Raw genomic sequence first — 18,582 nt, 5'->3', positions numbered from 1 at the left:
GTGGGCATCGATGTGTTCTCGTCCCGCGCGCGTCAAGGGTGGCGCGTCGCCTTCTGGCTGCAGATCGCCCTGGTGACCGGCCTGATGCTGTGGCCCCGGCCCCCCGCAGGGTTGGACCTGACCGGCTGGGACAAGCTCAACCACGCCATCGCCTTCGCCGGCCCGGCCTTGGCGGGGCTGCTCACGCGGCGCCGGCCAGGCGTGCGGTCGGCGACCCTGCTGCTCGCGAGCCTGCTCGCCTGGGGCGGTCTGCTGGAACTCCTGCAGTCCCGGCTGCCGCCGCGCCAGGGCGACTGGGCCGACCTGCTGGCCGATGCGGTCGGTCTGGGCGTCGGCGCGCTGGCCTACGTCGGCCTGCGCCGCCTGAGGGCGGTCAGACGGTCGTCCGGCTGACCGGCGCCGACACCGAGGCCGCCGTCTCTTCGGCGCTGCGCTCGTTCACCGCCACCGCCATCTTCGAGCGCAGCGTGGCCAACCCCGTCGGGGACCAGTTGGACACCAGGCCCTCGAACTGGTCCAGCGCCTTGTGCAGCACGTCCACCGGCAGGGTCTGCAGCGCGGCCAGGCCCTGCTGCCGCAGCGCCGTCTCCAGGTAGGCCAGGTGGCGCAGTTCCGGCCGGATGTCGGGGTCGGCGTCCAGGCATTGCGCCAGTTCGCCGACCATGCGTCCCAGCTCGGCCCGCTGCCGGCGCGCCTCGGCCTCGGCCGGCGATTCGGTGCGCCTGCCACGGCTGTCCACGAACTCCAGCCGCACGCCCCCGCGCAATTTCAGACTGAGCTGGCTGCGGAAGAAGAGGTGGGCAGCGTGGCGGGCGGATCGAAGCATCTGGCGCATCACGGGCATGCTGGAATCGGGGACGGCTCTCGGGACAGGTCATCTTCGTTATCGGCAACCCGGCGCAGCACTTCACACCGGGCGTGCAACGGGATGTCAAGGATCCGCCGCACGCTGCCCTGCCCTCACGGCCTCCGTCAGGCCACGCAGGTGCGGTTCTTGCCCGTGCGCTTGGCCTCGTACAGCGCCTCGTCGGCACGTTCCAGCGCCACCTCGAGCGCCTCGCCCGCGCGCCACGCCGTGACGCCGGCGGAGAAGGTGACGAAGACCTCCCGGCCCTCGTGCATGAACAGGCTGGCGGACAGTTCGCGCTGCAGCCGGGTCAGGGTCTGCTGCGCGGCATCGGCCGCGGTGCCCGGCAACAGCACGACGAACTCCTCGCCGCCGAAGCGGGCCACCGTGTCCACCGGCCGCAGGCGCTCCTTGACTGCCGCAGCCAGCGACTTCAGCGCCACGTCCCCCGCCGCGTGGCCCAGCGAGTCGTTGAGCTTCTTGAAGTTGTCGATATCGATCAGGCCCACCGCCAGCAAGGGACCCCCATCGGCCCGGCCGGCACGCGCGACCTCGCCTTCGAAGGCCTGCTGCAGGCCACGCCGGTTGGCCACCGACGTCAGCGCATCGGTGGCGACCTCGTCGGACAGACGCCGCAGCTCGGTCTCCAGTTCGCGAACGCGGGACTCCAGTTCGCCAGCGCGGTCGTGGTCCCGCTGCAGACGCTGCTGCGTGCTGCGCACGCGTTCGCCCACGGCATGGCTTTCGGCGACCAGGGCTTGCACGACACCGGCCAGGCTTTCGAGGCTGTCGGCGCGCGCGATCGCCTCCGCGTGGCGTTCGACGCTGTCGCCGAAGCGGCCGGCGTGGTCGCCGAGTTCGCCCACCTCACCCAGCAACTGGCGGATCAGGTCCTTGAGCGCCCTGCTGGCCGCGGCCCGTTCTTCACGCACGCGGCGTTGGCGCGCCCGCGTGTCGGCGAGCAGTTCGGTCGCGGCACGGACATCGCGCGCGCCGATGCCGCCGGCCAGACGCGACTGCAGCACCTCGCACTGGCCGCGCGCCCAGCTGTCGTCCTCCGACAGTTCCACCAGACCCGCGCCGAGCTCGCCACAGAGCCGGCCCAGGTCATCGAACAGCTGCTGGCGGTGGCCGAGCCAGCGTTGCGCTCGCACGCAGGCGGCCTCGACGGCCACCACGATCTCGGGCGTGGCCCCCTCAGCGGCCAGGCGCTGCGCCAGGCGTGCCAGTTCGTCGGCCAGTTCCTCGGCACGCCCTTCCTTGGCCGACAGCGCCGTGCCCACGGTGACCTGCAGGCCACGCACCACACGCGGCCAGTCACCCTGGACGACCGCATCCGTCACCGTCGCGGGCGCCGGCTCGCCGTCGAGCGGCGCATCGCTCTCCCAGGCCTGCAACAGGGCCTGCAGCCGCTGCTGCAGGCGCGCCGCATCGCGCGAGCTGCCTTCCAGCACGCGTTGCAGGCTGTCCTTCTTGCGCGCCGGCGTCCACTGGCGCGCGCCACGCTCGAGCCCACGCACCACCCGGTCGATGAGGCCGGCCCACTGCGCACCGGCCGACCGCGCGTCGGGCGGCGGCGGCTGCCCGGCCTCCTCGGCATAGGCGCGGGCGTAGTTCTCCGGCGTCGGCTCCTGGCGCGCCTGCGCCAGGCGGCGGAGCGCGCCCTTGGCCACCTCGGCAGGCGTCATGCCGGTGCCGCCCCGCCGTCCACCAATACAGCGCGCAGGCGCACCGTGACCAAAGGACCCGAGGGCATGCGGTCAGTGGCGATGCACCACATGTGGGTCGTCGGCGCCGAGGGCCACGACCGTGCGGTCGGCCACGATCAGCTGGCCCGCCTGCAGTTCGGCCGCCAGGCTGTCGGCAGCCACCGGTCGGCAGAAGATGAAGCCCTGCATCAGCGAGCAGCCCAGTCGGATCAGTTGCTGCTGCTGTCGCAGGTGCTCCACGCCTTCGGCCACCACGCGCAGGCCCAGCGCCTTGGCCAGCGCCACGATGGCCTGCACGATGGCCGGGCTCTGCGCGGTGATGCCTAGGTCGCGGATGAAGGTGCGGTCGATCTTCAGCTCGGCGATCGGCAGCGTGGTCAGGTAGGCCAGCGACGAGTAGCCGGTGCCGAAGTCGTCGATCGCGATCTCGACCCCGATCTCGTTGAGGCGCAGCAGGGTGGGCGTCACCGCGTGGTGATCCTCCATCAGCCGGTCCTCGGTGATCTCCAGCCGCAGTGCGCCCGGGGGCACGCCGTGCTGGCCGACGGCATCGTGGATCTGCTCGACCAGGTCGCTGCGGCTGAACATGTGGCTCGGCAGGTTCACCGCCACCGTGATGTCCACGCCCAGGCTGTCGCGCCAGGCGCGGACCTGGCGCGCGGCCTCGCGCAGCGCCCACTCCGACATCGGCACGATCAGCCCGGTCTCCTCGGCCAGCGGGATGAACTCGGCCGGCGGCACGAGGCGACCATCCCGCCGCCAGCGCATCAGGGCCTCCACGGCCGTGACCTGGCGGGTGCGAACCTCGACCTGCGGCTGGTAGTGCAGCACGAGTTCCTCGCGCTCGATGGCCTTGTGCAGCGCGGTCTCGCGCTCGAGCTTGTCGCGCGCGGTGCCGGCGAGCATCGGGCTGTAGATGGCCGCGCCATTGCGCCCGGCGCCCTTGACAGAGTACATGGCCACGTCGGCGTTGCGCAGAAGATCGACCACGTTCTCGCCGTCGCGCGGGTACATCGCAATGCCGATGCTGGCGGTGACGAAACACTCCTGGCCGCCGACGACGACCGGCTCGCGCATGACCTCGAGCACACGCTGGGCGACGCGGTCGGCGTCGCCTTCCTGCACCACCTCGGGCAGCAGCGCCACGAACTCGTCGCCCCCCAGGCGGCCGACGGCCTCGAGCGCCCGGTGCGAGCGCGCACCCACGGATTCCAGCGCGCCATCGAGCACCTGGTCGGTGTGGCGAACGCACCCGCGCAGCCGCTGGGCCACCTGCCGCAGCAGTTCGTCGCCCGAACCATGGCCCAGCGTGTCGTTGACGACCTTGAAGCGGTCGAGGTCGATCAGCAGCATCGCGAACTGGTGCTGCATGCGCCGTGCCTGCTCCAGCGCCTTCTCCGCCCGCCAGATCAGCTGGTGACGGTTGGGCAGACCGGTCAGCGTGTCGAAGTTGGCGAGGTGGCGGATGCGGTCCTCCGCGGCCACCCGGTCGGTCACGTCCTGGACGATGCCGCTGTAGCCGGCGCAGACGCCGTGCTCGTTGAACTCCGGCTCGGCCTCGACGTGGATCACGCGTTCATGGCCGTCGAACTGCTCGATCCCGACGTCCAGCGCGATCACCGAACTCGCCTGCCACTGGTCGCGCAGCACGCGAAGGAAACGCTTGCGGTCGTCGGTGCGCACCATGCGCAGCAGACGGCGCATGCCGACCCGCTCCACCGGCGGCAGGCCGAAGACCCGCAACGCCTCGGGCTGCATCCACAGGGCATGGTCGCCGCGCCGCCAGTCGAAGCTGCCCATGCGCGCCAGGTCCTGGGCCCGCGCCAGACGCGCCTTGCTGCGCTGCAGCTCGATGAAGGTGCGCGAACTGCGCAGCAGGAAGTTCAACCGCTCCGCCAGCAGGCTCCACTGGGTGGCCTTGACGAAGAAGTCGGTCGCGCCGGCCTGGAAGGCGCGCGCCACCGAGGCGTCGTCGTCCAGCCCGGTCAACATCAGCACCGGCACCTGCTCGAAGCCCGGCAAGGCGCGCAGGCGCCGGCAGGTGTCGAAGCCGTCGAGACCGGGCATCTGGGCGTCGAGCACGATGATGTCGGGCGTCCACTGGCTGACCAGCGCCAGCGCACGTTCGCCGCTGGACGCCTCGGTGATCTGCATGCCGCGCTCACGCAGGGCAAGCGAGGTCAACAACAGGTTGACCTCGTCGTCGTCGACCAGCAGTACCCGGGGCTGCAGGGGTGGCTTGTCGTCGGCAGGCGGCGGCGGGGGCATCTAGGCGAAGCGATTGACTCAGGCGGGGAGCATAGCCCGAACTGCGGCCTGCACGCGCGCCGCCTCATCGAGCAGGTTCGACAGCGGCGCACCGAGTGCCGACGTGTCGCCGTGGCGCGCCTGGCGCTCGATGTCCGCGCAGACGGCGGCGAAGGCCGCCGCGCCGATGGCCGCCGAGGACGACTTCAGCGTGTGCGCGGTGTCTCCGGCCAGCTTCAGGTTGCCGGTGTCGCGTGCCTCGTGCAGGCTGAGCAGGTAGCGTTCCAGCGACGCCGCGTAGGTGCGCAGGACCTGGGCGACGAAGCCTCGGCTGCCATCGGGGTCGAGCTGCTGGAGCCGGGCCAGCGCATCCGGCGCCAGCACGGGCGGCGACCCACCGTAGCCGGCCGGGGCCTCCGGGTGGTGCAGTCGGTGACGTTGGGGACGGTTCATCGGCGTGACCAGTAGTTTGACACCGGCCTGGACGGGTGCGTGGCAAGCCCCAACCCGGGCATCCGCCGGTGATTGGCCCTTCTTTCGGCGCCAACCCCACGGACTTGAACGGCCGCGAGATGCCGCGTGTGACCCATTCGTACAATGCCGCGATGCGGAATTGGCATGTTCCCGCCCGGGCCGGCGGTGCGCTGGCGGCGACAGGCCTGCTCGGCGGCTGCACGGGTGATACCGGCCCCTGGTTCTTCGGCAGCGTGGCCCTGGTCGTGTCCGCACTGACCGCCGGCGCCGCCGGGTGGCTGATCGGGCGCCGACGCGACCGCCGGGCACTGCACGCCGCCCGGCAGGAGAACCGGCTGCTGCTGGCCCTGGCCGGCGGCGACGGCTGGCGCACCACGGTGGCCGGCGATGGGATGGCCAGACTGGCGGACGGTCGACGACTGTCCGACCTGTACGACCTGGGCCCGCAGGCCGCCACCATGGAGGCCACGCTCACCCGGCCCGACCCGTTCGGACCTTGCGAGTGGTCGCGACGCGACGGCGGCGGCGCGCATACCGTCGGCGGTGTGCCCTGGTTCCACGGCGACGGACGCTTCGGCGGCCACGTCGTGCTCGCCCGCCCGGGTGATGGTGGCGGCCAGGCGGCGATGGGCCTGAAGGCGCTGGCCGAGACCTGGCCCGACGCCCTGGCCGTTCTGGTGCGGCAGGGTGACGACGCGCCCTGGCGGGTACTGCAGGCCAGCGCCGCCGCCCGCGCGGTGCTGGGCCGGACCGACCGCTTCGACGGTGCCGCCCTGCAGGCGCTGCTGCCGCCGGCTCTGGGCGCGGCACTGGGCACGCCCGGTGATGCACAGGCCGAAGGCTGGCAGCTTCACCATGTGGCGGCCGACGGCGCGGCAGTGCTGCTGCTGGTGCGCGCCGGATCGTCGGGATTCGACGACACGGCAACGATGAGCTACACCGTCTCGCACGACCTGCGGGCGCCGATCCGGGTCGTCGAGGGGTTCACCCGCATCGTCAAGGAGGACTACGGCAACGTGCTGGACCGCGTGGCCAACGACCACCTCGACCGCGTGCTGGGTGCCACCGCGCGCATGAACCAGATGATCGACGCCATGCTGACGCTGGCCCGGCTGTCGACGCAACCGCTGGCCCGCCAGCCTGTCAACCTGTCGCAGCTGGCCACGTTCGTGATCGACGACCTCCGCCGCGCCGCGCCCGACCGCGAGGCCGTGATCCAGGTCGAGCCCGACCTACAGGCCACCGGCGACCCGACGCTGCTGCGCCTGGTGCTGGAGAATCTGCTGGGCAACGCCTGGAAGTACACCGCCAAGCGCGCCCAGGCCCACATCGTGTTCGGCCGGGAAACCACGGACGGTCAGACCGCCTTCGTGGTGCGCGACAACGGTGCCGGCTTCGACATGCGCTCGGCCGAACGCCTGTTCGGCCTGTTCCAGCGCCTGCACAGCGCCAGCGACTTCGCCGGCACCGGCGTCGGCCTGGCGTCGGTGCGGCGCATCGTGCAGCGTCACGGCGGGCGCATCTGGGCCGACGGCGAGCCCGGCCGGGGTGCCGCCTTCTACTTCACGCTGAGGAACTGAGAGCGCGAGAGCCTGCCGGCCTCGCAGATCGACCGCAGCGGCCGATCAGGCATCCGTGTCGGCCAGGGCCTCCACCGCATCGACCAGGCGTTGCGCCTGCTGCTGCGCCGTCAGTCCCTTCTCGCTGGCCAGCGCATGCAGCTTCTGCAGCGCACGGGCTTGGGTGAGCGTATGCCGGTGCATCAGGATGCCGGTGGCCAGGCTCACCGGGTCCGGCGTCGACGCGCTGGCCGGCGCGGGCGGCACCCCGGCCGGCGCGGCCGGACGCTGCGGCGGCGCGGCCGGCGGCAGATCCGCCCCTCGGCCCTGCGCCAGCTGCGCCATCACGCGGTCCACCGTGGGCACGATCTGCCCGACGTCCAGCGGCTTGACCAGGTAGGCCAGGGCCCCGAGTTCGGCCACCTTGGCCCGAGTCGGCTCATCGGCGAAGGCCGACAGGAACATGAAAGGCACGCCGACCACGTCGCGCAGGTACTCCGCCACGTCGAAGCCGGTCTTGCCTTCCATGCGGATGTCCAGCAGCGCCAGCGCCGGGCGGTGCTGGCGCGCCAGCAGGATGGCGTCGTCACCGTTGTCGGCGTCGATGACCTCGTAACCGGCCTGGGCCAGGCCATGGGTCACGGTGGCCAGCACCAGCCTGTCGTCGTCGACGACGAGGATCCGGCCCTTGCCGTGGGGTGGGGCAGCGTCGTTCATGGCGAAGCGTCGTTCGAAGCCCCGATTGTCGCCGCAACGCCGGCAGCACCGGCGTCGCGGCGCACGCTGGGCGGGCTCAGGCGCACACGGGTGAGCACCTCCTCCCCCACCTGCTCCAGCGACAGCGTGGCGCTGCGCCGCGGCAGCAGGGCCCGCACCAGGCCGAGCCCCGACACGCCGCCCGGGAAGCGGGCCAGGTCGAAGGCCTCCGGCAGCTGGCCGGCATGCCGGATGTCAACCACCGCCGCGTCGCCGTCCGGCTCGGCCATCACGCGACAGCGCACGGTGCCACCGCCGTGCTTGACGGCATTGGTCAGCAACTCGTTGACCACGAGTGCGATCGGGATGGCCTCCGCCTCGGGCAGCTCGAAGGCCAGCGCCCCGGCCCCACCCTCGAAGCCGATCTCGCGGCCGAAGGTGCGCTGCACCGACTGGACGATCGCCTCCACCACGCGCGCCAACCGCAGCGGCCCGCTGGCGCCGACCTGCAGTCCGTAGACCTGGGCGATGGCCTGCACCTGGGAGACGGCCTCGCCGAGCACCGGCGCCACCTCGGCGTGGCGCGCCGCGTACTGCTGCAGCAGCCCGGCCACGCCCTGCAGGTTGTTCTTGATCCGGTGGTGCACCTCGCGCACCAGCACCTCGCGCTGCGCAATGGCCGCCTGCAGCCGCGCGAGGTCGGCTGCACGCTGCTCGGTCACGTCGCTGGCCACGAGCAGCAGCTCGGCCGGGCCGCCGTCCACCGCCGACAACGGCACGGTGCGCGTGTCCCAGAGCCGGCCCTCGGCGTCGCGCAGTTCCAGCCGCTGCGGCGCCTGGGCCACTGCACCGTCCAGGCCGGCCGGCGGGGCGGCCAGGAACGCGTCGGCCGCAGGGTTGGTCTGCAGGGGGCGCCGGGTCGGCCCGTCGACCAGTGCGATGGCCAACGGCACGGTCTCGATCAGGCGCTGCAGCGACGCCTTCGCCCGCGCGATGCTGACCTCGGCCTGGCGCCGGCTATCAATGTCCAGCAGCGCAAAGGTCAGCTGGCGACCGCCGCCATCGCGCACCGTCTGCACCACGTTGCCCACGACCCAGAACTCGCGGCCGTCGCGCCCGCGCAGCCGGCACTCGAAAGTTTCCGACTGCCCGTCGGCCAGGCGGCTGGTCCAGTCCGTGCGACGCAGCGGATGGTCGGCCTCGGCGGTGGCGACCACATGGATGGGCTCGCCGGTGAAGTCCGTCAGCTCGCCGCCGAACATGCGCCGCGCCGGACGATTCATCCACACGATGGCGTCGTCCGCCACGGTGACGATGCCCACCAGCACGGAATCGAGGACCGCCCGCGTCTGCTCGGCCTGACGCTGCAGCGACTCGCGCGCGCGGTGGCGTTCGTCGACGTCGACGAAGGAACACACCATGCCGGCGTCGGGCCCGCTGCCGGCGTCGGCCGACACCGGCCGGGCGGCCACCTGGACCCACAGCGCACGGCCGTCGCGCCGGCGCAGCCGGCGCTCGCCGACGAAGACGCCGTCGCGCGCCAGGCCCTCGGCGAGCGCGCGCTCGAAGTCCACGCACTCGCGCGTGCTGGGGTAGAGCTCGGCACCGTCGAGCGCCGTGAGCTCGGGCACCGACCAGCCGGTCAGGTCGGCCAGCGCCTGGTTGGCACGCTCGATGCGCGCGCCCCGCTGCCAGGCGATGCCCACGGCCGAGTGCGCGAACATCAGCTCGCGTTCGCGCGCCAGTGTCTGCAGCTCGGCCTGCTGCGACTTCAGCCGCGTGATGTCCGACAGCACCGCGACCGACTCGCTCAACGCATCGCCGGCCTCGGCCGCCGAGGCGCGCAGCGACAGTGCGTACCAGCGGCCACCGGGCAGCTGCAGCTCGGCATCGAAGTCCCGGCGCTCGAGCACGCTGGACAGGGCGCTGCGCGCCAACGGCGCCCCCTGCACCGTGAGCGCCAGCAGCGACTGCAGCGTGGCGCCGGGACCGGCACCCTCGGCCAGGTCCAGCATGCGCTCGAAGCGGCGGTTGCAGCGCTGCAGCACGTCGCCGCGCAGCAGCGCGATGCCGGCCGGCGAACCTTCCAGGATGGTGCCCAGCTCGCGCAGCAGCTGCTCGTTGCGGCGCTGGGCACGCTCGCGGTCGGTGACGTCGATGGTGACGACCGACGTCGCCCGTCGGCCGCCGGCCAGCGCGCCCGGTTCGACACGCGTGAGCAGCCAACGCTGGCCGAGTTCCGGGTGGCGAACCGCATACCGCACCTCGGCACGGGTGCCGCCACGAAGGGCGGCCTGCAGCTTCTCGTACTCCGGCAGCGATGACGGCTCAACGATGTCGCGGGCAATGCCCTGCAGCGCCGTCGTGGGCGGCGGCGACACCCCGCCGCGCACCGCGCCGGCCGAACGCAGCCAGCCGCGCGCGGGATCGTAGGTGGCCACGAAGATGCCGGCCGTGTCCATCAGCGCGCCGATCTCCAGCAGCGCCAGGTCGCGTTCGTCCTCGGCACTCAGATCCTCGACCACCGCCATGTAGCGCAGCTGCCCCTGGTCGGTGGCGAAGGCGCTGACCCGTGCCGACAGCCGACGCCGGCCGTCGGCCCCTTCGACCAGGGCCTGGCATTCCATCGGCGGAGCACCCGGGACCAGGCCGGCGCTGGGTGCCCTGCCATCCCAGGCCAGCAGCGCCTGCAGGGCCAGCGGCGCCTCTTCCAGGGTCACCGGCACCTGCCCGATGAGCGCCTCGAAGGTGCGGTTGGATCGCACGATCAGGCCACTGGCGTCGAACACCAGCATGCCAGCCGGACTGAGGTCGAACCACTGTGCCAGTTCGTGGCTGGTGCGGTCGGCCTGCGCGCGCGCGGCATGCTCGCTCGTCGTGTCCTGCAACACCGACACCACCAGGCCGTGGTCGCCCAGCGGGGTGCGCGTCTGGCGGTACCAGCGTGCGAGTCCAGCGGCGTCGAGCAGCCTCTGGTCGCCGACGTCGATCTCGCCCTGGACGCGGCGACGGCGCGCCGTCGCCTGGTCTTCGGCAGGCTGCAGGGACACCAGCTCCCTGCCACGCAGATGCTCGCGGGTGTAGCCGCAGAACTGGGCGAAGGCCTCGTTGACGTCGATCAGCCGACCCCCGCTGTCCTCGATCAGCGCCGGGTATGGCGCGGCCCACAGCAACGCCAGCAGCGCACGCGCGCCGTCGGACAGCGCCTCGCCGACCCCGATGGCCGGCGCAACGCCGGCCCCGTTCAGTCCAGCTCCCGCGCCGAGGCCAGTGCGCGCAGAAGCGCGGCGTTGGCTTCGGTCAGGCTGACGAAGGCCGTGTCGGCGGCGTCCCGGATGTCGCCACGGACACCTTGTTCCATGGCCCGCACCAGTTGCAGGTAAGGGTGGAACGGCCCGCCGCCGGCCACCAGGGCCTGCTGGACGCGGTCGGGCACGGGCACGCTCTCGAACAGCGTGGCGAAGTCTTGCCCCAGCATGCGGTCCAGCAGCGAGAAGACGCCACAGATGAACATCTCGCCGCGCATTTCGTCGTCGGCGCTGTGGCGTACCAGTTCCTCCATCAGGAGTCCCCGGCGCACCGCGGCGAACATGGCTGGCTTCATCTGCGGATCCTTGCTCGACGACGCCAGCAGCAGCGCCAGCCAGCGCTTGAGCTTCTGGTAGCCCAGCATCATCAACGCATGCTGGAACGACGAGACCTCCACCGACAAGCCGAACGCCGCCGAATTGAGGTATCGGATCAGGCGGAAAGCGAGCTGAGGATCGTTCTTGAGCACCGCCTCGAGCTTGTCGACCGGTTCCTCGCGGTCGACACGCTTGATCAGTTCGGTGACCACCGCCAGGTCGGGGCCGCCCGCCTGCACGCTGCCACGCCGGAACTCGTCCTCGATCGGCCAGCCCAGCACGCCGACGGCCCCACGGGCGAACGCCGCGTCCAGTTCCGCCAGCGTGCGCACGCCCACCTGGATGTGGGAAATGCGGCGCGCCACCCCCTCCGGAGGCTGGCTTCCGCCACCCCGCCGGTCCTCTGCCGCGTCGATCAGTGAGTGCCGGAAACAAGGCAACAGTTCACGGGGCAGTTCGGTGACCGGGCGACCTTTGACAATGAGCGCACTGCCGGCCGCATGCAGGGCCTGCAGCGCCGCAGCATGCACCGGGTCACCGACCATGAAGGCCGGCACTTCCAGCATGACGTGCGGCGGTGGCTGCACCGCCAGCATGGCGCGGAGCCAGGGCTCGGAAGCGATGTTCAACGTCAGCGGCGTCGCTTTGGTCGGCGCCACCGGCGCCGCGTCGGCGGCCGCGCCGGGCGCCTGCCCGGGCATCGCGCGCAGGTTCAGCGAGATCGTCGCGGCATCGGCTGGCGCCGGCCAGACGTGCATCAGCGCCTGCAGCAGCGCCGCGGCATCGGGCGACTCGTCGCGCTTTTCCGGGAAGACGGTCAGGCGCGTGGCAATGACCGAGCGATCGCGGGCGATCAGTGGGCTGTGACCCAGCACCAGCTGGCCCAGGATGGCAGGCGTGGACATGCGGGAATGAGGCGGTCAGCCGCTGACGTAGTCGAACAGGGACAGGCGCTGCACCATGGCATAGGCCTTCAGGGCGGCATCGTAGCCGGTTTGCTGGTTCTGAAAGTCGGAGACGACCTGGACCATGTCCGCATCTTCAGCCGCCGATCGCTCGGCCTGCGCCGCCAGCGCCTCGCGCGACAGCCGCAACTCGAATCCGTCGGCGTGGTTCAAGGCCTCGCCGAAGCCGGCCCTGACCGCGCCGAGGTGGTCCATGGCGGCGTCCAGCCCGCGCACGCCCACGCGGACGGTCTCCGAGATCTCGTCGTTGCCCCGCCCCGCGGTCTCGAGTTCCGTGGCCAGTTGGTCCAGCACGTTGAAGACCGACAAGGTAGGGGTGCCCGTGTCGGGGTCGGGCGCCTGCAGCCAGGTCCGTCCGCCGTCGGCGGACAACTGCAGGGGCTCCGGGGTGGCGGTCTGAAGCGCCCCGCCATCGCCCCGGTAGGCGACGCCGCCTGGCGCGTCCACGAACGGGGTCTGCGTCGAACCCTGGCCGCCGAACAGGTAGCCGCCCGCGCCGTCGCCACGATTGGCCACCGCCAGCAACTGGTCGCGCAGGCCGCGGATGTCCTGCGCCAGGCTCCTCCGCTCGGCGTCGCTGTAGGTCGGGTTGCCAGCAGCCAGCGTCTGCTCACGGATTCGCTGCATCAAGCCGGTGGCATCGCCGAGCGCCGACTCAGCCTGCTGCATGGCGTTGCGGCTGGCGTCGAGCGCCCGCTGGTCAGCCTCGCTGCGCGCAATCGTGGCCAGCGCGCGTTCGGCCCGCGCGGCTGCCGCCGGATCGTCGCTGGCGCGCGCCACCCGCTTGCCGCTGGTCATCTCTTCCTGCAGGCTCGCGAGTTCGGTCTGGCGCCTCTGCAGCGTGCTGAGTCCGCGCTCGTAGGCGCTGAAGGTGGACATGCGGACGGTCATGGGTTCCTCCGGCAGCGTCAGGTCGTGGCCGACAGCAGGGTGTCGAAGATGGACTGCGCGATCTGCAGCACCTTCGCCGCAGCCTGGTAGCTTTGCTGGTAATGAATGAGCATCGCGGCCTCCTCGTCAAGGTTGACGCCCACCTCGGAACTGCGGTTCGCATCGGTCTGCGCTGCCAGCGCGCTCGAGATGTCCGTGATGGCCTGGGCCCCCTGCACGCGCACCCCGATATCCGCCATCGCCGACGCATAGGCGTCGGTGGCCGACACACCGCCGGCCACGCTTCCGTCGGGCTGCACGACCCGCCCCAGAACGGGCTGGTCACGCAGTGCTGCCAGCGCCACGGCGTTGCCGTTGTTCGAGGCCACGTTGGTCGTCATCGCAACGTTGACCACGTCGCCGGTGCGGGGTACGCCGGAAAGGACCAGGGCGAAGCCGTTGATGTCCGAATCCGGCGGCTGCGGCATGGGAGAACCGGGCTGCCAGGTGCCCGTTCCACTGGACACCAGCGCGTTGGTGATCCGGTCCCTGAGTTCCCAGCTGTAGGCACCGCTGTCGTCGGTGAACGTGATCGCGGCCGTGTGCGCGGGGTTGACGGTGTCGCTCGTGATCGTCAGCGAGGCCAGCTGCGCGGTGCCAGCGTTGGACGTGCCCAGCGTGGCCGTCAGCGGCGATGCCGCCGCGATGTCCTTCGGGTCGGACAGCAGGACCTTCATGCCCTGAGCGGCACGCGTCACCGGCTGCAGCAGGAAGGCATCGCCGGACAGCGGCGCAGGGACACCAGGGTCCACGCGGAAGCCATCGACGACCTCGCCTGGCGCCACCGTGCGCACGAGGCCGTCGGACAGCCGCGTCAGGACGAAGGAACCTGGCACGCTCGGGTCGTTGCGCAGCGTGTACTCGCTGGCCTGCAACTGCGAAGGCTCGACGATGGTCAGCGACAGCTGGCCGATCGGGCGCCCCTGGGCATCGCGGGCATTGCTGCCCATGGGCTGCGCCACGCCTGACCCGGTGCCGAACATGTCCTGGGCCGCCACCGAGCCGGCAGGGGCGTGCAGGGTCAGGCCCAGCCGCTGCTGGGCGTTGACCGCGCCGGCAATCGCCGCCGCCATCTGCCCGATCAGCAGGCCGGCATCGACGAGGTCATCGTCCTGGAACTGCAGCATGCCGGCGATTCGGCCACCGCCCAGCGCCTGCGAATCCAGCCGCACCATCCGCCCGCCGTCGTTGATGGCCAGCGCGGCCCGCGACGGATCACCCAGATCGTCGGCGACCACCAGGGTCTGGGACTGCGCCCCGAGCACCAGCCGTTGCCCTCCGCCGGCGAAGACGGCCACCGTGCCGTCGTCGGCCTGCACGGTGGTGATCGCAATCTCGCCGGACAACTGAGACAGCATGCGTTCACGCGCATCGAGCAGGTCGTTGGGGGGCTGACCCAAGCCGCGCACAGACGCAATCTGCTGGTTCAGCGACGCAATGCCCGAAGCCAGTTCGTTGACGTTGGACACGGTGGCCTTCAGGTCCTCGCGCAGCGTCGACTGCATGCGGTCGATCTGCTGCCCAGCGTCCGCGAAGCGCGCCGCGAGCTCCCGCGCCCGTGCGATCACGACCTGGCGCGACGACGCGTCTGCCGGCAGGTTCGCCAGGTCGCTGAAGGCGTTGAGCAGCTGGGTGGTGGCATGGCCCAGCCCCTGCTCGCCCAACGGGAACAGCTGTTCGAGCTGCTGCAGCTGCTGCAGGCGGGCATCGTCGCGCGCGGCCAGTGCGCGGGTGCTCATCGCCTCGCGGGTGAGGAACTCGTTCTGGTAGCGGCTGATGGTGACGACATCCGCTCCCTTGCCGAAATATCCTGCGCCGCTGTACTGCCCTGCGGCCGTGGCGAGCTCCACCCGCTGCCGCGAGTAGCCGGCCACGCTGGCGTTGGCGATGTTGTGGCCGGTGACCTGCAACGCGGCATAGTTGGCCGCCATGGCCCGCATGCCCAGCGACATCAGCGGTGTGGCGCCCATGGCTTATCCGTTCGTGCGCTGCAGGCGCAGCGTGGTGTTGATGACGGCCGTCAGCTTGTCGGCATACGCCGGATCGGTGGCATAGCCGGCGCGCTGCAGGCCCTGCGCGAACTCGCGCGGGGTGTCGGCCTGCGTCACAGCCGCGTAGCGCGGGCTGTTGCTCATGAGCTTCGCGTAGTCGGCGAACGACTCGGCATAGCTGGCGTAGGCGCGGAACTTGGCGGTCACCTTGCGCGCCACGCCGCCGATGTACTCGGTGGTGGTGATTTCGGCCACAGGGCCGTTCCAGCCGGCACCGGCCTTGATGCCGAAGAGGTTGTGCGACGGCGAGCCGTCGGCGTGCAGGATCTCGCGCCGGCCCCAGCCGGACTCGTGCGCCGCCTGGGCCACCATGAAGGCGGCCGGGATGCCGGTGGCGGCCTCGGCGGCCTGGGCCGAGCGCGTGTGCTGCTGCACGAAGGCCGCCGCGCCCATTTCCGGGATGCGCGGCGCACGCTCGGCAGCGGCGCCAATGGGCGCCGGCATCGGGTTGGCGCGCCGGTCGATCGTCACCGGGATCGGCCCGGGCGTCAGCCCCATCGAGCGCTCCAGCTGGCGCGTCAGTGCCTCGGCCAGGCCGCCGGGCATGCCGGTCAGCGACGTGGCGTACTGCTGGTCCAGCATGCCGGTGGCCAGTTCCTCGCTGGCACCACCCCCCATCAGGCCCTCGCCCTGCGTGGTGGCGCGCATGCTCTTGAGCAACTCCTGCATGAACAGCGCCTCGAACTGCTTCGCCGCAGCCTGGACGGCCGCGCGCGGGTCGTCCTTGGCGCTCGTGCGGATCGACTCCAGCGAGCGGATGTCGGCAGCAAGGCCGTTCACGGCCATCAGAGGACGTCCAGTTCGGCGTTCAGCGCGCCGGCGGCCTTCATGGCCTGCAGGATGGCCAGCAGGTCCTGCGGCGTGGCGCCGAGCGCGTTGAGCGCACGCACCACGTCGGTCAGCTGGGTGCCGGCGGCCAGTTGCACCAGGGCCCCGCCCTGCTGCGTGATCGCGATGTCGGCCTTCTCGCCAGCCACCGTCTGGCCCTGGCCCAACGGGTTGGGCTGGCTGACCACCGGGGTGGAGCTGATGGTCACCGCCAGCGCGCCATGCGCCACCGCACAGGCGCCGATGGTCACTGCTTCGTTCATCACCACCGAGCCGGTGCGCGGGTTGAGCACCACACGCGCGGCCGGGCGCTCCAGCGCCACCGGCAGGTTCTCGATGTCGGCCATGAAGTTCACGCGCGTGATGCCCGCCGGCGGCATCTGGACGCTGACGGTGCGCCCGTCCACCGGCACGGCCGTGCCCTCGCCCTTGGCGGCATTGATGGCGTCGGCCACCGCGCGCGCGGTGCTGTAGTCGTTGGCCTTGAGGTCCAGCTGCAGGCGGTCGCCTTCGTACAGCGGCGTGGGCACGCTGCGCTCCACCGTGGCGCCGCCGGGGATGCGGCCGGCCGACAGGTGGTTGATCTGCACCTTGGAGCCGCCGGCCGAGGCGCCTGCGCCGCCCACGATGAGGTTGCCCTGGGCGATGGCGTAGATCTCGCCATCGGCGCCGCGCAGCGGTGTCATCACCAGCGTGCCGCCACGCAGGCTCTTGGCGTTGCCCATCGACGAGACCGCGATGTCGATCGTCTGCCCCGGCTGCGCGAAGGCCGGCAGCTCGGCCGTGACCATCACCGCCGCCGAGTTGCGGCCCTGCGGTACCACGCCGGCCGGCAACGTGACGCCCAGCGACTGCAGCAGCGCCGAAAGACTCTGCGCCGTCACCGCGTTCTGCTCGCCGGTGCCGTCCAGGCCCACGACGAGGCCGTAGCCCACCAGCTGGTTGGCGCGCACGCCCTGCACGCTGGCGATCTCCTTCACGCGTGCGGCAGCGGCGTCGGCCGGCCACCACAGCGCGGCACTGGCCAGCAGCGCGCCCAGGGTGACGACGGCGCGCATCCAGCGGTCGGTGTCCATGATCGTCTGCATCGCGGTCAGATGGGCAGCACGCTGAGGAACACGCGTGCCAGCCAGCCGATGACCTGGGCCTCGGCCTGCGCGCCGCGCCCGCGGTGCTCCAGGCGCACGTTGGCCACCTGGGTGCTGGAGACGGTGTTGCCCGGCTTGATGCTGCGCGGGTCCACCTGGCCCGAGAAGCGCAGCACGTCGACGTTGCTGTTGACGCCGATCTGCTTCTCCCCGCTGATGATCAGGTGGCCGTTGGGCAGCACCCGCGTCACGGTGGCGGTGATGTTGCCCTTGAAGTCGTTGCTGGCGTCGGTGCTGCCCTTGCCTTCGAAGGTGTTGCTTGAGCTGGCCGTGGCCGTGCCGCGGGCAAAGGCCTTGGACGGCACACCCGGCAGCGCACTGATGCTGGCGTCCAGCCCGCCAGACTTCTCGACCGTGCTGTTGGCGCTCTGGCTGGCGCTGATCTTCTCCTCGATGGCGATCACCAGGATGTCGCCCACATGGCGGGCCCGGTGATCCTCGAACAGCGGCCGGTAGCTGGCGAGCTGGAAGATGGCGCCGTTGGCCACCTTCACCGGCGCCGGCGCGGCGGGCTCCACCGGGGTGGTGTCGGCCACGTCCACGCGCGGGAAGAGGGTGGCGTTGCAGCCGGCCAGCGCGACCGCCGCGGCCATGATGAAGAGCTTGGTGGCCATGGTCATCACAGCTGCGACAGGCGTTGCAGCATCTGGTCCGAGGTGCTGATGGCCTTGGAGTTGAGTTCGTAGGCGCGCTGGGTGGCGATCATCGTCACCAGCTCCTCGACCACATTGACGTTGCTGCCCTCCAGCATGCCCTGCTGCAGCGGGCCCAGGCCGTTGGCATTGGGCGCGCCGACGTTGGGCGCACCGGAGGCGGCGGTCTCGGTGAACAGGTTGCCGCCCATGGGCATCAGGCCGGCCGGATTGACGAAGCCGGCAGTCTGCAGCTGGCCGACCACCGTGGGCGCGTTCTGGCCCGGCAGCAGCGCGCTGACCGTGCCGTCCTTGGCGATGGTGACGTTCTGCGCCGTGGCGGGTATGGTCACTGGCGGCTGCACCGGGTCGCCAGCGCTGGTGACCAGTTGGCCGTTACCGTCGACCTGGAAGGCGCCGTCGCGCGTGTAAGCGGTGGTGCCGTCGGGCATCTGCACCTGGAAGAAGCCCTGACCCTGGATGGCGACGTCGTAGACATTGCCAGTCTGCGACAGCGCACCCTGGGTGAAGGTGCGCGCAGTGGCCGCGGCGCGCACGCCCAGGCCCACCTGCAGGCCAGTAGGCAGCGTCGTGCCCTCGCCGGCGGCAGCCCCGCTCTGGCGCAGGTTCTGGTACATCAGGTCCTCGAACACGACACCGGCACGCTTGAAGCCGTTGGTGCCGACGTTGGCGAGGTTGTTGGTCACGGTGTCCAGCTTGGTCTGCTGGCCTTCCATGCCGGTCTTGGCAATCCACAGGGAGCGGATCATGGAGCGATCTCCCGAAGTCCTGGGGCGCATCGTCGCCCGGACTTGAGGGTCGCCATCCAAGAAAAAGCGCCGCTTCCGCGGCGTTCTTCGGTGCCCGATG

General features: G+C 71.4%; 15 protein-coding genes. 2 read left to right on the top strand and 13 right to left on the bottom strand.

Annotated elements, in window-relative coordinates; all coding sequences use genetic code 11:
- Positions 1-393: a VanZ family protein gene (locus tag ENE75_RS05775; protein WP_233258931.1), complete on the top strand. Its 393-nt coding sequence runs from the start codon at positions 1-3 to the stop codon at positions 391-393.
- Here the strand turns inward: ENE75_RS05775 and ENE75_RS05770 are convergent.
- From ENE75_RS05770 to ENE75_RS05755, 4 genes are all read right to left on the bottom strand, one after another.
- Positions 374-844, bottom strand: a complete 471-nt coding sequence (locus ENE75_RS05770; protein WP_158288862.1) for a hypothetical protein — start codon at positions 842-844, stop codon at positions 374-376. The genes ENE75_RS05775 and ENE75_RS05770 overlap by 20 nt on opposite strands.
- Positions 845-972: 128 nt before the next feature.
- Positions 973-2,535 carry a GGDEF domain-containing protein gene (locus ENE75_RS05765; protein WP_128196469.1) on the bottom strand — a complete coding sequence of 521 codons (1,563 nt, stop codon included), beginning with the start codon at positions 2,533-2,535 and terminating at the stop codon, positions 973-975.
- A 72-nt stretch (positions 2,536-2,607) separates the two neighbouring features.
- Positions 2,608-4,824: a putative bifunctional diguanylate cyclase/phosphodiesterase gene (locus ENE75_RS05760; RefSeq protein WP_128196467.1), complete on the bottom strand. Its 2,217-nt coding sequence runs from the start codon at positions 4,822-4,824 to the stop codon at positions 2,608-2,610.
- An 18-nt stretch (positions 4,825-4,842) separates the two neighbouring features.
- Positions 4,843-5,256: an Hpt domain-containing protein gene (locus ENE75_RS05755; protein ID WP_128196464.1), complete on the bottom strand. Its 414-nt coding sequence runs from the start codon at positions 5,254-5,256 to the stop codon at positions 4,843-4,845.
- Positions 5,257-5,408: 152 nt separating this feature from the next.
- Between ENE75_RS05755 and ENE75_RS05750 the strand changes: the two genes are divergently transcribed.
- Positions 5,409-6,857, top strand: coding sequence for a sensor histidine kinase (locus tag ENE75_RS05750; protein ID WP_128196461.1), 1,449 nt, complete (start codon positions 5,409-5,411; stop codon positions 6,855-6,857).
- Between the two features lie 45 nt (positions 6,858-6,902).
- Here the strand turns inward: ENE75_RS05750 and ENE75_RS05745 are convergent, their stop codons facing one another.
- From ENE75_RS05745 to flgG, 9 genes are all read right to left on the bottom strand, one after another.
- Complete coding sequence (locus ENE75_RS05745) at positions 6,903-7,553, bottom strand: response regulator (protein WP_128196459.1); 651 nt, start codon at positions 7,551-7,553, stop codon at positions 6,903-6,905.
- Positions 7,550-10,705 carry a PAS domain S-box protein gene (locus tag ENE75_RS05740; RefSeq protein WP_158288861.1) on the bottom strand — a complete coding sequence of 1,052 codons (3,156 nt, stop codon included), beginning with the start codon at positions 10,703-10,705 and terminating at the stop codon, positions 7,550-7,552. Before ENE75_RS05740 ends, ENE75_RS05745 begins: the two co-directional genes overlap by 4 nt.
- 71 nt (positions 10,706-10,776) lie before the next feature.
- The gene (locus tag ENE75_RS05735; RefSeq protein WP_128196454.1) at positions 10,777-12,063 is read right to left on the bottom strand and encodes an EAL and HDOD domain-containing protein; all 1,287 of its coding nucleotides are present in this window, start codon (positions 12,061-12,063) and stop codon (positions 10,777-10,779) included.
- Between the two features lie 15 nt (positions 12,064-12,078).
- Positions 12,079-13,014 carry a flagellar hook-associated protein FlgL gene (gene flgL / locus ENE75_RS05730; RefSeq protein ID WP_128196452.1) on the bottom strand — a complete coding sequence of 312 codons (936 nt, stop codon included), beginning with the start codon at positions 13,012-13,014 and terminating at the stop codon, positions 12,079-12,081.
- 17 nt (positions 13,015-13,031) lie between these two features.
- On the bottom strand, positions 13,032-15,023 hold the full coding sequence (flgK, locus tag ENE75_RS05725; protein WP_233258930.1) for a flagellar hook-associated protein FlgK: 1,992 nt from the start codon (positions 15,021-15,023) through the stop codon (positions 13,032-13,034).
- 3 nt (positions 15,024-15,026) lie between these two features.
- On the bottom strand, positions 15,027-15,890 hold the full coding sequence (gene flgJ / locus ENE75_RS05720) for a flagellar assembly peptidoglycan hydrolase FlgJ (RefSeq protein WP_128196450.1): 864 nt from the start codon (positions 15,888-15,890) through the stop codon (positions 15,027-15,029).
- Entirely contained in the window at positions 15,890-17,008 is a 1,119-nt protein-coding gene (locus tag ENE75_RS05715; RefSeq protein ID WP_233258929.1) for a flagellar basal body P-ring protein FlgI, read from the bottom strand. The genes flgJ and ENE75_RS05715 overlap by 1 nt, the downstream gene beginning before the upstream one ends.
- A gap of 17 nt (positions 17,009-17,025) precedes the next feature.
- Positions 17,026-17,700 (bottom strand): flagellar basal body L-ring protein FlgH, encoded by a 675-nt coding sequence (locus ENE75_RS05710; RefSeq protein ID WP_128196448.1) that lies wholly within the window; start codon positions 17,698-17,700, stop codon positions 17,026-17,028.
- Positions 17,700-18,482: a flagellar basal-body rod protein FlgG gene (gene flgG, locus ENE75_RS05705; RefSeq protein WP_128196445.1), complete on the bottom strand. Its 783-nt coding sequence runs from the start codon at positions 18,480-18,482 to the stop codon at positions 17,700-17,702. Before flgG ends, ENE75_RS05710 begins: the two co-directional genes overlap by 1 nt.
- Positions 18,483-18,582 lie beyond the last annotated feature (100 nt).

This window comes from Rubrivivax albus (assembly GCF_004016515.1).
In the GTDB taxonomy this organism is placed as follows: Bacteria; Pseudomonadota; Gammaproteobacteria; order Burkholderiales; family Burkholderiaceae_C; genus Rubrivivax; species Rubrivivax albus.
This window is presented reverse-complemented; position numbering and strand designations above follow the sequence as displayed.

Excerpts from the sequence above, each read along its gene's own strand:
- ENE75_RS05755 (WP_128196464.1), bottom strand. The coding sequence starts at position 5,256 with ATGAACCGTCCCCAACGTCACCGACTGCACCACCCGGAGGCCCCGGCC.
- flgK (WP_233258930.1), bottom strand. The coding sequence starts at position 15,023 with ATGGGCGCCACACCGCTGATGTCGCTGGGCATGCGGGCCATGGCGGCC.
- flgL (WP_128196452.1), bottom strand. The coding sequence starts at position 13,014 with ATGACCGTCCGCATGTCCACCTTCAGCGCCTACGAGCGCGGACTCAGC.
- flgG (WP_128196445.1), bottom strand. The coding sequence starts at position 18,482 with ATGATCCGCTCCCTGTGGATTGCCAAGACCGGCATGGAAGGCCAGCAG.
- ENE75_RS05765 (WP_128196469.1), bottom strand. The coding sequence starts at position 2,535 with ATGACGCCTGCCGAGGTGGCCAAGGGCGCGCTCCGCCGCCTGGCGCAG.
- ENE75_RS05750 (WP_128196461.1), top strand. The coding sequence starts at position 5,409 with ATGCGGAATTGGCATGTTCCCGCCCGGGCCGGCGGTGCGCTGGCGGCG.
- ENE75_RS05710 (WP_128196448.1), bottom strand. The coding sequence starts at position 17,700 with ATGACCATGGCCACCAAGCTCTTCATCATGGCCGCGGCGGTCGCGCTG.
- ENE75_RS05735 (WP_128196454.1), bottom strand. The coding sequence starts at position 12,063 with ATGTCCACGCCTGCCATCCTGGGCCAGCTGGTGCTGGGTCACAGCCCA.
- flgJ (WP_128196450.1), bottom strand. The coding sequence starts at position 15,890 with ATGGCCGTGAACGGCCTTGCTGCCGACATCCGCTCGCTGGAGTCGATC.
- ENE75_RS05770 (WP_158288862.1), bottom strand. The coding sequence starts at position 844 with ATGCCCGTGATGCGCCAGATGCTTCGATCCGCCCGCCACGCTGCCCAC.
- ENE75_RS05715 (WP_233258929.1), bottom strand. The coding sequence starts at position 17,008 with ATGGACACCGACCGCTGGATGCGCGCCGTCGTCACCCTGGGCGCGCTG.
- ENE75_RS05745 (WP_128196459.1), bottom strand. The coding sequence starts at position 7,553 with ATGAACGACGCTGCCCCACCCCACGGCAAGGGCCGGATCCTCGTCGTC.
- ENE75_RS05760 (WP_128196467.1), bottom strand. The coding sequence starts at position 4,824 with ATGCCCCCGCCGCCGCCTGCCGACGACAAGCCACCCCTGCAGCCCCGG.